This window comes from Pseudoalteromonas sp. C2R02 (assembly GCF_018860845.1).
GTDB lineage: Bacteria > Pseudomonadota > Gammaproteobacteria > Enterobacterales > Alteromonadaceae > Pseudoalteromonas.
The window spans coordinates 133077-147610 of the sequence record NZ_JAHKQC010000041.1 but is presented as its reverse complement, the minus strand read 5'-3'; the positions used below and the strand labels follow the sequence as shown (position 1 = coordinate 147610).

At 33.4% G+C, this 14534-nt stretch carries 16 protein-coding genes; 12 read left to right on the top strand and 4 right to left on the bottom strand.

Going from position 1 to position 14534, the window contains the following annotated elements; genetic code table 11:
- Positions 1 to 359 precede the first annotated feature (359 nt).
- The 3 genes from KO527_RS20090 to KO527_RS20080 all read left to right on the top strand — a co-directional run bounded on the left by KO527_RS20090 (position 360) and on the right by KO527_RS20080 (position 3075).
- On the top strand, positions 360 to 1283 hold the full coding sequence (locus tag KO527_RS20090; protein WP_216042043.1) for a diguanylate cyclase: 924 nt from the start codon (positions 360 to 362) through the stop codon (positions 1281 to 1283).
- The gene (locus KO527_RS20085) at positions 1280 to 2287 is read left to right on the top strand and encodes an AraC family transcriptional regulator ligand-binding domain-containing protein (protein WP_216042042.1); all 1008 of its coding nucleotides are present in this window, start codon (positions 1280 to 1282) and stop codon (positions 2285 to 2287) included. The genes KO527_RS20090 and KO527_RS20085 overlap by 4 nt, the downstream gene beginning before the upstream one ends.
- A 74-nt stretch (positions 2288 to 2361) precedes the next feature.
- Positions 2362 to 3075, top strand: coding sequence for a transporter substrate-binding domain-containing protein (locus KO527_RS20080; protein ID WP_216042041.1), 714 nt, complete (start codon positions 2362 to 2364; stop codon positions 3073 to 3075).
- Positions 3076 to 3081: 6 nt separating this feature from the next.
- Here KO527_RS20080 and KO527_RS20075 read toward each other — a convergent pair whose 3' ends face one another.
- Positions 3082 to 3564, bottom strand: coding sequence for a GNAT family N-acetyltransferase (locus KO527_RS20075; RefSeq protein WP_216042040.1), 483 nt, complete (start codon positions 3562 to 3564; stop codon positions 3082 to 3084).
- 217 nt (positions 3565 to 3781) lie between these two features.
- Between KO527_RS20075 and KO527_RS20070 the strand changes: the two genes are divergently transcribed.
- The 3 genes from KO527_RS20070 (at position 3782) to KO527_RS20060 (ending at position 6310) form a co-directional block, all read left to right on the top strand.
- Positions 3782 to 4603: an AraC family transcriptional regulator gene (locus tag KO527_RS20070; RefSeq protein WP_216042039.1), complete on the top strand. Its 822-nt coding sequence runs from the start codon at positions 3782 to 3784 to the stop codon at positions 4601 to 4603.
- Between the two features lie 104 nt (positions 4604 to 4707).
- Complete coding sequence (locus KO527_RS20065) at positions 4708 to 5349, top strand: LysE family transporter (RefSeq protein ID WP_216042038.1); 642 nt, start codon at positions 4708 to 4710, stop codon at positions 5347 to 5349.
- A 61-nt stretch (positions 5350 to 5410) separates the two neighbouring features.
- Positions 5411 to 6310, top strand: coding sequence for a LysR family transcriptional regulator (locus KO527_RS20060; RefSeq protein ID WP_216042037.1), 900 nt, complete (start codon positions 5411 to 5413; stop codon positions 6308 to 6310).
- 11 nt (positions 6311 to 6321) lie between these two features.
- On the opposite strand, the gene KO527_RS20055 is transcribed toward KO527_RS20060, so the two are convergent.
- Entirely contained in the window at positions 6322 to 7203 is an 882-nt protein-coding gene (locus tag KO527_RS20055; RefSeq protein WP_216042036.1) for a LysR family transcriptional regulator, read from the bottom strand.
- A gap of 85 nt (positions 7204 to 7288) precedes the next feature.
- Between KO527_RS20055 and KO527_RS20050 the strand changes: the two genes are divergently transcribed.
- A complete protein-coding gene (locus tag KO527_RS20050; protein ID WP_216042035.1) occupies positions 7289 to 7735 on the top strand; it encodes a PACE efflux transporter in 447 nt (148 codons plus the stop codon).
- A 123-nt stretch (positions 7736 to 7858) separates the two neighbouring features.
- The gene (locus KO527_RS20045) at positions 7859 to 9664 is read left to right on the top strand and encodes a winged helix-turn-helix domain-containing protein (protein ID WP_216042034.1); all 1806 of its coding nucleotides are present in this window, start codon (positions 7859 to 7861) and stop codon (positions 9662 to 9664) included.
- On the opposite strand, the gene KO527_RS20040 is transcribed toward KO527_RS20045, so the two are convergent.
- Positions 9661 to 10800, bottom strand: a complete 1140-nt coding sequence (locus KO527_RS20040; protein ID WP_216042033.1) for an MBL fold metallo-hydrolase — start codon at positions 10798 to 10800, stop codon at positions 9661 to 9663. The two genes, KO527_RS20045 and KO527_RS20040, sit on opposite strands and share 4 nt — an antisense overlap.
- Positions 10801 to 11102: 302 nt before the next feature.
- Here KO527_RS20040 and KO527_RS20035 point away from each other — a divergent pair, with 302 nt between their 5' ends.
- A complete protein-coding gene (locus tag KO527_RS20035; protein WP_216042032.1) occupies positions 11103 to 11468 on the top strand; it encodes a hypothetical protein in 366 nt (121 codons plus the stop codon).
- Positions 11469 to 11526: 58 nt separating this feature from the next.
- Positions 11527 to 13035: a dipeptidase gene (locus KO527_RS20030; RefSeq protein WP_216042031.1), complete on the top strand. Its 1509-nt coding sequence runs from the start codon at positions 11527 to 11529 to the stop codon at positions 13033 to 13035.
- A gap of 73 nt (positions 13036 to 13108) precedes the next feature.
- On the opposite strand, the gene KO527_RS20025 is transcribed toward KO527_RS20030, so the two are convergent.
- Entirely contained in the window at positions 13109 to 13669 is a 561-nt protein-coding gene (locus tag KO527_RS20025) for a prepilin-type N-terminal cleavage/methylation domain-containing protein (RefSeq protein WP_216042030.1), read from the bottom strand.
- Between the two features lie 187 nt (positions 13670 to 13856).
- Here KO527_RS20025 and KO527_RS20020 point away from each other — a divergent pair, with 187 nt between their 5' ends.
- Both KO527_RS20020 and KO527_RS20015 read left to right on the top strand, forming a co-directional pair.
- A complete protein-coding gene (locus KO527_RS20020) occupies positions 13857 to 14081 on the top strand; it encodes a hypothetical protein (RefSeq protein WP_216042029.1) in 225 nt (74 codons plus the stop codon).
- A 70-nt stretch (positions 14082 to 14151) separates the two neighbouring features.
- Positions 14152 to 14508 (top strand): hypothetical protein, encoded by a 357-nt coding sequence (locus KO527_RS20015; RefSeq protein WP_216042028.1) that lies wholly within the window; start codon positions 14152 to 14154, stop codon positions 14506 to 14508.
- Positions 14509 to 14534: the final 26 nt, after the last annotated feature.

Below are 14534 nucleotides of genomic sequence, written 5' to 3'. Positions count from 1 at the left end.
ATTGTAAAAATACTGTCATTTATGTGAGCTAATATGACCCTGCATTTAAATTTAATACCTGTATACCAATTCCGTCAGTGCAGTTATCACTCAGAGATTGTGAGGGTTTACAATTCTAGGCATGTCAGTGAATTAATGGTTTGTCCCTTTAGAACTGACATAACAACGAAGTGTAAATCCTCAAAAACTCCTTTTAGACGGGTTTAAAATCGATTTATACTGCGTTATTGGTTTTGATTAGGAAGTACTATTGTCTACAACCAATGCCTTGCCTAAAGCGCTTTGAACTCCCGCTGAATGACCACTTCACTAACGGAAATGGTATTTTAATTAATTACCCTTTAGCACAGAAGCTAGCCATGAACCTTTCATTATTAAAGCTCCATTTCAAAACCATTATTCTGCTATTTGTTGTTTTCTTTTCATTGATGTTTTACACGTTTTCTTTAGGAGAGCTCAAGCAAACTAGCTTAATTGATTGGTTTGATGTTTTAGGGGAAGGCAGTATTAATTTAATGATTATGATTTGGATATTTTTCACCATGATCAGTCGACCAAAAGGCAAAGTAACTCATTTATTAATAACAGGTTTGGCAACAATGCAGCTGTCTATGATGCTAGATTTTTTAGATGAATTTATTCATTACCCGCAAACCAGTGCCTGGATCTCTACCATAGAATCTTTACCTGCCCCCATAGGCATGATCATGATGACTATTGCTTTGTATTACTGGCATCAAGAACAAACGACTTTAAATACGCATTTAATAAAAAAAGAAAGATTTTACCGAGAGCATAGTTTAACTGACTTTATAACTGGGCTTTATAGTATTGAATATATGAAGAACCAAATAAATCGTGAAATAAACTTAAATAAATATGCATCAAACTTCAGTGTGATCATGTTAGATGTTTGTAATTTTGATGCATTTAATCGACAGTTTAGCGATCTGCAAGGCAACAAATTATTAAGAGAATTTGCTAATCTCATTTTAATGAATATACGTGATACAGATTTAGCATGCAGATTTGCAGCCGACAGATTTATTATTTTATTACCCGATACAAATCAAAAATCAGCAGATGAAATTGCACAGCAAATTCAGCAGTCTGTTTCACATTTAGCTTATAAACCAGGACAAAGCTCACAAGCTGTTTACCATCAATTTTTAGCTTGTATATACCAGCATCAGCAAGGAGATAATTACACAGATTTAATCAGTAAATTAAATCAAAATATGCTGCAAACTAAATTAACAAAAATCAAAAAACTTGCCGCATGATCAAGATATTTGAGATTTCAGATAAAAATTTAAACAGTCCTCATTTAGCAGTTATGCTGATTGATTTATGTTTAATGCGTGGCATTAATCAACATAAGTTACTTAAAGGCACAGGGCTGTTTTATGAAGATATTAGCAAAGGAGAAATTAAAATAAGCCCTTTGCAATTATTTAAATTAATCGAAAACAGCCAAAAATTGCTGAATAATCATGACATGAGTTTTTTACTTGGCAGGCGATTTTTTCCTGGTAATTTGGGTGCAATATCAAATGTATTACTTAATGCAAAAAACCTATCCGAGATGCTAAAAATAATAATGTGTTTTCAGCCATTATTATTTCCTTTAATGTTTGTTCAATACAAACAATATAACGATAAAACCTATTTGATTATTAATCACGCTTTTGGTGAGTTTAATGATAAACACGCCATATTTATGGCAGAGTTATTTTGCAGTATATTAGTAAGTGTGATTAAGCTGCGTTTTGGACAAAACTTTCCCATCGCATTTAAATTCCCTTACTCTCAACCGTCGCATATAGAAGAGTATCAAGTAAGCCTTGGCGAAAACCTACAATTTGACCAACATATATTTATGATCGGGATTGAAAATAAATACTTAAACTTACAACTACAAGACAGCAGTAAAACCTTAAAATCTTTATATTTATCACAATGTAAAAAACAGCGTAATAAACAGGCCGGTTTAATTCAACATATATTGATTTATCTAGGTAAAAATACCAGCGCAACACTAGAGCAAAGTGCCTCTTACTTAAAAATAAGCCCCGCGACTTTTAAACGTAAGTTGAAGCAACATAATACGAGCTTTCAACAGCTATTAGATTTAGTAAAAAAACAGACAGCCATCTATCAAATTACCATAGAAGGCAGCAATAATAACAATGTATCTCACACACTAAAATTTAATGATGCAACCAATTTCAGACGCGCCTTTAAACGCTGGACAGGCATGACACCCAATACATTAAGAAAAACTTAGTACTTTACACGCCCTGAATGTATGAATTTCATACAAAAATTGCATCTATTCAACTTCTAGTTTAAAGTGATTTTATGAAATTATTTATAATAATCACATTTCTAACCCTAATATCTTTTGAATCGAAATCAAAAGACCTACTCGTTGTAACTGAAAATTGGCCTCCTTATAATTACCTAGATAGCAAAGGAAAGCTCACGGGTGAGTCTACCGAAGTGGTTAATAAAATCTTATCCAATGCCAGCATTTCCTTTGATATATCACTTTATCCATGGGCTAGAAGCTTACAAATAGCCAGTGACAGAAAAAATACTTTAATTTATTCGATCTATAAAACAAAAGAGAGAGAAAATAAATTTCATTGGTTTTGCCCTATATTAAAACCAACCCCAATGCATTTTTATAAAATGACAACTAATCAACATATTTCGGCAAACGATATAACTGATATTAAAAATTATACTGTCGGTATTAACAGAAGTGACTGGATACACTCGCATTTATCAAGCTTAGGTTTTATTGACGGAAAACATTTAGATTTAGCTGCAGAAACCCAGGTTAATATCAATAAATTAGTTGCAGGCAGAATAGATTTAATTGTGAACTCAGAACTCGGCATGCAATTGGCACTCAAAAAGCATAATTTACCCACACACGCTTTTACCAAATTACTTTCCTTAGATTTAACTGGTAAAAATGATTTATGTATGGCGATAAATAAGCAGTCATCGCCAGATCTCATCAAAAAAATCACCCAAGCTTTTAATCGTTTAAAAGATAAAGTTTAGTAACAGCTACTTACTCGCAAAGTCCTTAAGTGTGTCACCTACCATACGATAACTGACCCATTCAGGCTGATCTTTTGCACCAATAGAAGCATAAAAATCGCGAGAAGGTGTATTCCAATCTAAACAACTCCATTCAAAACGTGCACACTCTTTTTCAATCGCTATATTAGCTAATGCTTTTAAAAGTTTTATACCTGCACCTTTACCTCGAAATCCTGATGATACATATAAATCTTCTAAATATAATCCAGGTTTTGCAAGCCAAGTAGAATAGTTAAAAAAGTAAATCGCAGAGCCAATCGCTACACCATCTAGTTCACAAATAAGCGCATGCACATTACTGTTATCTGAAAACATACTGCTTTTAATCGTTTCTTCAGTTGCTAATACTTCATGCTCAGCTTTTTCATAGATTGCCAATTCTTTTATAAATTTAAATAAGGTGCCAGCATCATTTTCTGTCGCTACTCTTATTGTTAATTCACTCATTATTTTCTCAATTCGTTAATTATTCATTACTGATAGCTTATATTTTCGAGTTAAATGATACCAATGCATAGTTATCAACAACCCATGATTAATATTCATAAGGATATATTCATGTACTGCAATAATTTACTAGCGCACAGGATAAACACAGCACTACAATGGGAAAAGGCATCACAAAATGCAGTTTTATAATGGCTAATCAGGTTTGAATTAAATTATGTTTGAAGAAAAAATTGATTATTGGCATAACCCTATTCTTCCAGATATGGAACTTAGCCATGCTCGTTTTCAGCATTTTGAGTTCGACCAGCATGTTCATTTAGACTATCACATAGGCGTAGTTACCCAAGGCGGTCAGCAATATAATCATAAAGGCGAGAAATACCGCTTAAATAAAGGTTTTATCTCAACTTTAAACCCAGATGAAAGCCATAATGGACACAGTATCAATAATGAAGCTTATCAAGCTTTTGTAATGTCGATTCCTATAGATTACGCCAACCAAATCGCCAATGAACTAAATCTTAAAGAATTATTTTTTGCTAAGCCTTTAAATCATGAGCCTGATATCTATAATCACTTTTTAAAACTTCATAACATGCTAACTCAAGCTCAAACACGCCAAAATCTATTGCAAATAGAAACAACATTGATGGCTTTTTGTACTGAGTTATTTATGCGATTTGGCGTCTCTAATTTATGCAATGCAAGCCCTAATCTCTCACAAGAGAATTTACTTAATATAAAAGCGCGCTTTCACGATGAAATGGGGAACTCTTTTCAATTAGAGCAATTAGCTAGCTCTATTGGCTTAAGTAAATTTCAATTTTTACGACAATTTAAAGCCACAACTGGCATGACGCCCCACGCATATTTAAAACGTGTAAGATTGGAATATGCTAAAAAAGCCTTAGCTAAAGGCAGCAATATGGCTGATATCGCCCATAAAGTTGGTTTTTTTGATCAAAGCCATTTTAATAAAGCTTTTAAAAATGCATATTTGATTACACCCTCTCATTTTCAAAAACAGATTAAATAATCTCAAATTTAATTAATATATCTAACGGCTGTTTTGCAATAATTTACAATCATTATTACTGAGCAAAGTGCAAACTTATATCAAATCACTTTTTAGGCTAAATCATGGAACTACAACTTCTTATCTCACTTGCTGTGATCCACAGTGTTGCACTTGCAAGCCCAGGCCCTGATTTTGCGCTTGTAGTTAAAATGGCAAGCCAAGAGCGACGCAGTACAGCCATTGCAGCTGCAGTAGGAATATCTATTGCGATATTAGCGCATACACTATTAAGCTTAACTGGAGTCAGCTTACTTATTCAAAGCTCTCAAACCCTTTTTATCATAGTGAAACTCATTGGTGCGAGCTATTTAGGCTGGATGGGAATAGGTGCCATTAGAGCTGCTATAACTCATTGGCGAGATAAGCAATCCTCTATCTTTGAAAAAGATAAAAAAAACAAGCTGTCAGTCAAAAAAGGTTTTTTATTGGGGTTTTATACCAATATGTTAAACCCTAAAGCTATGGTGTTTTTTATTACGTTATTTTCGACTTTGATAACACCTAATGTAAACCTTGAAACTAAAATCGCTGCAACCTGTCTTTTGCTTGTTTTATCATTAGCTTGGTTTATTTTTATCGCTTTTGTTTTATCTAAGCCTAATATTCAAAAAACAATGCAAAGCGCTACGCCAACTATCAACCTAGTAACAGGTATTTTATTTTTAAGCGTAACTGCAGTTATCATTTCAGGTCTGATAAATTAACTTACCAAACTAAGACCTTTAAGTTTACAATTGGAACTGAAAAATTAATTAGGGCATAACAATGGATTTGCATCAGCTGGATTTAAACTTATTGGTTATGTTTGATGCCCTATATCGACATCAATCTGTATCTCAAGCAGCCAATGAACTTTGCATAAGTCAGTCAGCTTTTAGTCATGGATTATCTCGGTTGAGAAAACGCTTAAACGATGACTTATTTATCAGAACAAATAATATAATGGTGCCAACTGCTCGCGCTCAAGAAATGGCTCAGTACTTGGCAAAGGCTTTGCCATTAATTTCATCGGCGATAAATGACAGCCAAGTATTTAATGCAAAAACAGATACTTCAGAATTTAAATTCTCAGCAACCGATTACACTGAATTTAGCCTTTTACCGCGATTAATAGGTAAGATAAATCATCAAGCCCCTAATATAAAACTCAATGTGATTGGCGCTAAAGAGCAACACCCTTTAGCTTTATTAGAAAACCATCAAGTCGATTTTGCTTTAGGTTATAGCCACCTTATTGAAAGTTCATCAACCATAGAGTCTGTTACTTGGTTACAAGAAAGCTACTGCACCATAGCAAGAACCGATCATCCAGCATTAGCTAATGGCTTAGATTTAGATACCTTTTTATCTTTATCTCACGTCAGAGTATCACCATGGGGTGAAAAATCAGGTGTGGTTGATGAAGCTCTGGCAAAACTAAAACTCAGTCGTAATGTCGCTCTGCAACTTCCTAGTGTTTTAGTGGCACCACATACTGTATTGCATTCTGATTTATTACTGACTATTCCTAAAGCGATAGCAGAACAGCTCTCGAGCCAAATAAACATTCAATTATTTGATACGCCACTTGATATCCCTAACTACCATTTAAATATATATTGGCACAAAATTAACGCTGCAAAACCTAACTTTAAATGGATCAAACAACAAATTTTAAGCCTTTGACATTAATGGGTTTACTCTGTGATAATGGTTTTCAATTCACTATACAGCCAACTCATTACAGGCCCCATTATTACACCTTTAGCTGTCACTATATCCACTGGAATACGCCATGTTTTATGATCTATCATCACAGGTAATTTATATAACTGACCTTTTTTAATTTCTACCTCAACCATGTGTGCAGGTAAATATGCCCAACCAATATTCTGCTTAATAAACATCTGTAAACTCTCAAAACTATTAGCCCACCATACATCTGCTGAAATTTGTGGGAACTGCTGCATAAACTCACCGGTTTCACCTCTTTGTAATAACTGTTTATGGTTCACAAGGTCGGAGATATTAACCTTTTTAAGGTTAGTAAGCGCATGTTCTGGATGACACACAGCATAAAATGGTAAATGACCAATAAAACAAGGATCAACTTCATTTTTAAATTCTAAATCAGTAAAAACAATGCCTAAATCAATTTTTTGTTGTGTGATATTTCTCGTGATATCTGTACTAGTTGAAGTGATTAATTCAAGCTGAGTATGATTAAATTTGTTACCAAAACCATTTAATACTTGCTTAAATTCATTAGTGAAAATAGCACTATCGCAGGCTAACCTAATAAGTGATTCTTCAGAGCTCTCAATGGCAGTCACCGCGTTATCTAACTGGGCAGTTTGAAATAAAACCGCTTTTGCATACTGATAAATTCGCTGACCATCAGGCGTTAAAGTGGGTTTGCGAGTTGAGCGATCAAATAACTGAAGTGCTAAATCTATTTCTAAATTAGCTATGCCTTGGCTAATAGCCGATTGCACTTTTCCCAGCTTTCTTGCACATGCCGAAAATGAACCCAGTTCGGCAGAAAGTACCAACATTTTTAATTGTTCTATATTATACATATCAGTTTTAGTGATAGTTATTAACTTTATTCAATCTTATTAGTAGATATTATTTACCACAAGTTTAATTTTTGAGTTAACTAACATGTCCCATAAAGAACGTATTTTTCACTCCATTTTATTTGAAGTTGTCGCATTAATTTTAATGATGGTTTTTGCTTTTTTATTTATTGAAGGTTCTATGGCTGCGATCACAGGATTAGCAGTTGGTTTATCTGTAATGGCAATGGCTTGGAATTATATTTTCAACATAGGTTTTGATAAAGCATTTGGCAATGACCGCATTAATAGAAGTTTTAAACTACTTTTATTTCATGGTTTTACATTCGAGATAGGTATGTTGATAGTGACTTTACCGCTCATTATGTGGGTACTAAATTTAAGCTTTTTGACTGCTTTATTAATGGATATAGGTTTTGTTTTATTCTTTTTAGTTTATGCCATCGTATTTAATTGGGCCTATGATACGGTTTCAAATTGGATAAAATCTAAAAGCACTAAAGCAATGACATCAAGTTTAGAAAACATTTAACCTTCTAATGCAGTGTCATTATTTCATCTCCTCATATCATAGATTACCTAGGCTCTGATGAAAACAGTTAGTGACTGGGTCAAAACCATATATAATTGCCAAAAAAATAGATATAAAGTCACAATGCGTTATTACTACGAAAAATATTGTTTTGACCAAGATACTTTAACGCTTTATTTCAATGAACAACCCAAAGCGATAAAAAACCATGAAGCTAAATTACTGGCTTTATTTATTAAAAATAAAAACACGATTTTAAGTAAAGAAATGATCCTCACTGAAATCTGGGGTGAACAAAACGTATCCGAACAAGTTGTATTTCAAAATATAAGTCAATTACGTAGTATATTTGGTAGTAATGCAATAAAAACATTTCCTAAAAAAGGCTATCAATTACAACTACCTTTTGCACTACAACAATCGTCGCAAAGTGAAATAGACTTACCACCAGCCAAAATAAATAATAATCCATTAAATTATAATTTTTTAATTACTTCCGCCTTAATTATTATTTTTGCCATGGCTATATTTCTCTACTTTTCAGAAGAAAAAAATCCTAACAATAAACTCCATTTAATCCCTTTTTCTTTAACGGGTGATGCCCAGCAAAAACAACTTGATAACTTAAACAATTTAATAAGCCAATATGGTAATGATAATGTGTTATCAACCTCGACATTATCTTTTTTTAACTATCCAGATAAAACAAAAAAAGCGTTACAACTGGAAAGTAATTCGGTGGTTTTATCAGGGTATTTATCTTCTTATTATAAAAATTTACTTATAGAATATAAACTCGTAGGTAGCAAAAGAAGTTGGTCAGGCTATTTAATTGCTCAAGATGAAAAGTCATTAGCTACATCACTTAAAAAGACTATCGATGGCATACAAGAATCAGGTTACCTTAATGAAGCAAACCCAGCTTTATTAAGCTCAAAACTTAGATTGCTTTTAGATAAACAGCCAAATAATCACTCTGTAATTTACCACTTATTAGAACAACAGCTTAATAAACAAGATTATGATGTTGCCAAAGCATTAGTTGAACAGCTGATCAATCTAGAGCCTAAATCTCCTTATATAGCTCTAGGGTCTTTAGTCAAAGCCGGAATTTTTCATCAGCAGCAAGAGTTTGATCAAGCCTTAAAACATTACAACCTCGCATTAACACGACTAGCTGATGAGAAGTTTCCAGAAATACGATACAAAGTAGCAACCTCAAAGGCTTGGCTTTATTACGCATTAAAACAACCCGCTAAAGTAGCGCAACATATCCATAATGCAGCCAAGTATGCTCAACAAAAAAACGATGTATTAGCCCAAATATCAGCATATACCACAGGCTCAATTCTATTCCATAAATTAGATGATATAGTTAATCGCTACAAATATTTAAATACAGCTAAGTCACTACTAATTACTCACCAAGTTTCAGACGCGCACTCTGCAATTATTTATTATCATCTTGGTCTATTTGCATCTGATAAAAAAGAAGCCGAATCATACTATTTAAAAATATTAAGTTTACCAAAACTAGCTAAATATCAATGGCTATATGAAAGCGCTATTGAAGATCTACTCAGTTGGTATATAGAAAACAAACACTGGGACAAAGCTATCTCTTTATTCCACTCTCAACCTGAAAATAGTTTTAATCTCAGCCAAAAAGCGAGACTTTTTAAAGCCGAAGGCAAATTTAATGATGCATTCAATATTGCAAAAAGCGCATTTGACCAAGCAAGATTAAATTATCAACACAACCATGCTTTACATGCGGCATTATTGCTATATCAGCTTCAAAAACATATAAATCAACCTCATACTCCTGATTATCAAAATTATATTAAACACAATGCGTCTAACTTCTGGTTAGACAAACATAAGCATGAGTTAATTAAGCTAGGTTATTTTGATAATTTAACAAATTAAATACCTACATTTTTTGCAGCCTTGCCTTCGATAGAGCTTAATAATTTGTGATAATTTAAGCTCTCACCCATTTTTAAGGTTTTGACACTGAAATTTGGCTTTGATTGCTTTATAGCTAAATCTAATCTTCTAAGCGGTTCATGAACATGCTCACAGCCTAAAGTCCAAGTACCATAGCCCCAAGGGACAAATATTTTACAACCTAAATCTTCAGCTGCTTGTATGGCATCTTCTGGTGACATATGAACACGTCGCTTTCCCTCATGATATGCAACAATTGGCATTAAACACACGTCCATAGCACCGACTTTTTCTCTTATATCTTTAAATACATCGCTATACCCTGTATCTCCAGCAAAATACACTTTGTATTCTCCATCATTTAACATCCAACTCCCCCACAAGCTTTTATCCGCATCAAACATACCTCTAGATGAATTATGATTACTTGGTAAAAAATGAATCTTGGTTTTGTTATGTTGGGTTTGTGTATACCAATCCATTTCAGTAATTGGTCCAGATGAATAATCAGCATCATCGCTATTATCTAGTGGTAAATACAAATGCGTATTTTCACTAAAAGTATTAAGTGTTGTGCTACTTAAATGGTCAAAATGATCATGTGAAATCAGAACCCCTGAAACAAAAGGTAATTTATCTGCTTTAACAGGTGCCTCTCCAAGTCTTACAAATGAGCTACTCAATTGCTGCCCTAACCAACCTAAAAAATCGTCAAACTCATGAAAAACAGGATCTGTGACTAAAGCATCATTGTTCATTTGTTGAATTAAAAAACTAGCATGCCCTAACCAGGTCAGTTCACCTTGCTTATTTGCATCGATGTTAATATCTGAATACACTAAATTTGAAAATTCATATCCATGACTTTTACTGTATTTATGGGATGGTAAAGGGTCAAGGAACGCTCTTTCAATGACTTTTTTTTCTTCTGGTTTTAGTAAATCTAAATCATCATTTATATGATGAGGACCATTACCAATATAATGACTAGGAAATAAATTCTGATACTGTCCATTGCTTTCTAACCGTTCAGGATTTTCTATACGCGTAGCGGACGTGCCACATCCTGCTAGTACCAGAACAGAAATAATTTTTGATAACACTTTAAGTTTCATAACTAAATACCTTCAACAAATTTATATTTAATATAATGAAATAAAAAATTAAGTCTTATCCAAAAGTTATTCTTGCTTAATAAAAAACAAATAGAAAAATTAATCAATAAAAACAATTAATTAAAGGTATTAAAACACCCTCAAAAAAATCGATATTAAAAAGTCACAAGAATAAGTAAATTTACCTGTAACGTAAAATAGGCATTACAAATAAGTTTTTCACTGTGAAAAACCTAACAAAAGAAATTTATTCTGCATATTCAGGTCTATTATTTCTAGAGTAGTTAACTTTGGATACCCTTATGAAAACCATTATGGCTTTATGTTTCACTTTATTATTTAGTGCTTATTCAAATGCACTTGAGCATGGTGAAGCTAAATACACAAACAACAGCTTACAAGTTTGGAATCAAGATACAAAAGAGTGGCAATCAGGAGAAGCATTTTGGCTAAGTTACGCACAAAGCCAAGGCGGTTTAACTTGGGCTAAGAGCGCAACATATCCTAATTATGATGATGTAAAAGAGTTTGATACGTTTTTAGTTGAGTTAAAACAAGGTACTTGCCTCATGCAGTTCTTTCATTCTCGCTGGCGCTTAGCCAATGATGTGCAAAGATGGAATAATCAATTTAATGACTTCTCTGGATGTTCTTACGTTTTTGATTAGTAGGTAATTGTTATAACATGCTCCTTTCTACATTTTCATTTATGTTTTTGGAGCGCCAGTGTTTAAAAAGTTAGCTTTGTTATCATGTTTAATTACGCCTTTATTGAGTCAGGCTCAGCAAATCAGTTCTGTATCTCAAAGTACCGCTGATTATGCAGTAAAAACTTACCAACAAGATATGGTGCAAAGCTTAAAACAGCTTATAAAATATAATACGGTGGCTATTGGAGGCACGCCCTCTACAAAAAACCCAACCCATATTGCATTTAAAGCAGAACTCAAAAAGCAAGCCTTAGCTTTAGGGTTAGATTTTGAAGATCATGGTTATGTTGCCATAGTGGGTTTAGGTGAAAGTAAAGAACGAGTGGGCATTATCACTCATGGTGATGTGCAGCCAGTCAACCCAGCTAAATGGGCAAAGTCACCTTTTGAATTAGACTTAACTTCGCAACCTGGCAAGTTAATCGGCCGCGGTACAGAAGATGATAAAGGCCCTATTTCTACAGCTCTGTATGCTATGAAAGCAATTAAAGATAACAACATAACGCTCAATAAACGCTTAGAACTTTATGTGTATATGGCTGAAGAAAGTGATTGGCAGCCATTAAAAGAATTTATAAAACATAATAGCTTGCCGCAAACTAACATTACTATTGATGCATCATATCCAGCTGTAATAGCAGAAAAAGGCTGGGGTATGTTAAAAATGACCTTTCCTAAAAATGAAATTATCAGCAATAAACCTTATTTAAGTGCTTTTACTGGCGGTTTGTTTGGCAGTCAAATTCCTGAAGATGCGCAAGTTGCAATAGAAAATGCGAACCCATTTATTGTTAAACATATTCAACAAATTGCAGCTAAACACCCTAAAATAAAATACAACTATCAATGGCAAGAAAAACAATTAACCATCACAGCTTTAGGTAAATCGGCACATTCATCTGAACCAGAAGATGGTTTAAATGCGATAACGCATCTCGCAGAACTTTTATCATTTAAACATTGGCCTAATAGTACAAGCGGCGCTTTAGTTAATTTTATCAATGATAATTTAGGCACTGGTTTATATGGCGAAAAATTTGGTGAAATTAGCTATGAAGATGACTTTATGGGAAAAATGACTGTATCGCCAACTTTTTTAAAACAACTAGATGATGGCATACAACTTAATATCAATATCCGTAGACCAAAAGGAAAAATGACTGGCGTACTTGAGCTAGAAATAAGGCAAGTATTAGCGCAATGGCAAGCTAAAAATAAAGTCACCTTATTAAATTTTGAAAGTGAAATTGAAGAACCATTTGTACAAGATAACGCGCCGCATTTAGATACCTTATTAAATGTATTTTCACACTATACAGGTATTGAAAACCCCCAACCTATTTCGATAGGCGGTGGCACAAACTCACGATTATTTCCAAATGCAGTTAGCTTTGGTCCATCTATGCCTAACGCAGAATATACAGGTCATTCAGAGCATGAATTTATAACGATGAAGCAATTCAAATTAAACTTACAAATGTATACAGCTGTAATGATTGAGTTGGCTAAACATAAAACCCATTAAATACTGGCATTTAACTCAGCCATTTAATTAAAATCTAAAAAGGCATGTTTAAACATGCCTTTTATACAGTTGACTATTGTGTAACGAAGCTTACTTCACCTGTTACTGATTCATAAATAATGCGCACCTTTCCTGTATTTCTGTTTCCAGTATCACCCAGTTTTCTTAAGACATAGGTACACTTACTTTGATTATTATTAATACCTTGGCTGCGATAAGAGCGGTAATCTTGATCATTTGAGTTATGAGAAACAGAAGGCGCATTAGCAATAATGCTCCGCCAAAGGTCGGCACAAGCCCTAGCACCTCTACCTATATTAAAGGGTGCACCCATAGGCTCACCTTTATTTAAACCAAGCACATAACCATTATCATTTAAATCTAAGTTATCATCGCCATAACCCATTAAGTTATTTACCCGACTTGAATGTCCATTTAAAATCCAACGAGCATTAATAAATTTAATTTCTTGTTGTAACACGGCGGCATAACTTTTAGCTACAGCAAGTTCAGTATCATCTTGTACAGATAAAAATTTAAGGGTAGCTGAAATAGCTAATACAGCCAAAATAACAATTACGATTATTAATTCGATTAATGCAAAACCATAATTTTTAGACTTCTTTCTGCTCATATAAACACACAACCTATCCGTTATTAAGCATTTTCTTCCCTAAGATTTTTTTATCGTATCCATATTTTAGTATAACAAATAAACACTAGCTTCATATAATCATGAACTATATGCACACAATATAAAACATCGTATTTTTATCTATACTGAAATTTCCCTGTTCATAATCCTAAATTAAAGCGAATTCATGAGGCTAATCAGACTCATATTCATATTTTTGATACTCGGTTCGACAAAAATTCATGCTGTACAAAAAGAACTCAATTTTCACTATTTATTCCCTATTCCAACATCCCAATCTTTTATGGCATTTACCATTCAACAACTAAGAGATAATTTTGATAAAGCACTTTTAAGGATTAAAGAAACGGGTGAGTTTGAAGCCGTATACGATGCTTATTTACCAAAATAGCAATTATTCCATTTGCAAAAAAAACTTTTTAGTTTAAGTTTTCTTTTTAATTTAAAAAGGGATAATAAAAATGAAAAAATATAGCCTCTACATAATATTTACTTTTTTGATGAGCTTACCAGTTCAAGCAAGTGACTTAGTTTATATGACGGCAGCACCAGTTAAGAGTGTTCAAGTGAATAGTAAAACTGATAGTTCTATTTTTATATTAAGAACTGAAGGTTCATGGGTACCTTATCCTACATATGCAGATAAAGCTGCGAGTTGTCCTACACCTGTTTATGCAACCATTGATGAAAGTAAACCGGGCTCTGCTGAACTCTTTGCTTTAGCCTTAGAGTCAAAGAAAAGCCAACTACCAATCACCGTTATAGGAAGGTGTGGCTATCACGAAGCGTACTTTGAAATAGAGCGAATTATCTTTTAATTATGAATTTAAAAGACACCTCTAGT

What these genes read in the sequence shown, in the direction of transcription:
- KO527_RS20050 (WP_216042035.1), top strand. Translation starts at nt 7,289, where the DNA reads ATGTCCCATAAAGAACGTATTTTTCACTCCATTTTATTTGAAGTTGTC.
- KO527_RS20070 (WP_216042039.1), top strand. Translation starts at nt 3,782, where the DNA reads ATGTTTGAAGAAAAAATTGATTATTGGCATAACCCTATTCTTCCAGAT.
- KO527_RS20085 (WP_216042042.1), top strand. Translation starts at nt 1,280, where the DNA reads ATGATCAAGATATTTGAGATTTCAGATAAAAATTTAAACAGTCCTCAT.
- KO527_RS20025 (WP_216042030.1), bottom strand. Translation starts at nt 13,669, where the DNA reads ATGAGCAGAAAGAAGTCTAAAAATTATGGTTTTGCATTAATCGAATTA.
- KO527_RS20045 (WP_216042034.1), top strand. Translation starts at nt 7,859, where the DNA reads ATGCGTTATTACTACGAAAAATATTGTTTTGACCAAGATACTTTAACG.
- KO527_RS20035 (WP_216042032.1), top strand. Translation starts at nt 11,103, where the DNA reads ATGAAAACCATTATGGCTTTATGTTTCACTTTATTATTTAGTGCTTAT.
- KO527_RS20080 (WP_216042041.1), top strand. Translation starts at nt 2,362, where the DNA reads ATGAAATTATTTATAATAATCACATTTCTAACCCTAATATCTTTTGAA.
- KO527_RS20090 (WP_216042043.1), top strand. Translation starts at nt 360, where the DNA reads ATGAACCTTTCATTATTAAAGCTCCATTTCAAAACCATTATTCTGCTA.
- KO527_RS20065 (WP_216042038.1), top strand. Translation starts at nt 4,708, where the DNA reads ATGGAACTACAACTTCTTATCTCACTTGCTGTGATCCACAGTGTTGCA.
- KO527_RS20060 (WP_216042037.1), top strand. Translation starts at nt 5,411, where the DNA reads ATGGATTTGCATCAGCTGGATTTAAACTTATTGGTTATGTTTGATGCC.
- KO527_RS20040 (WP_216042033.1), bottom strand. Translation starts at nt 10,800, where the DNA reads ATGAAACTTAAAGTGTTATCAAAAATTATTTCTGTTCTGGTACTAGCA.
- KO527_RS20020 (WP_216042029.1), top strand. Translation starts at nt 13,857, where the DNA reads ATGAGGCTAATCAGACTCATATTCATATTTTTGATACTCGGTTCGACA.
- KO527_RS20075 (WP_216042040.1), bottom strand. Translation starts at nt 3,564, where the DNA reads ATGAGTGAATTAACAATAAGAGTAGCGACAGAAAATGATGCTGGCACC.
- KO527_RS20015 (WP_216042028.1), top strand. Translation starts at nt 14,152, where the DNA reads ATGAAAAAATATAGCCTCTACATAATATTTACTTTTTTGATGAGCTTA.
- KO527_RS20055 (WP_216042036.1), bottom strand. Translation starts at nt 7,203, where the DNA reads ATGTATAATATAGAACAATTAAAAATGTTGGTACTTTCTGCCGAACTG.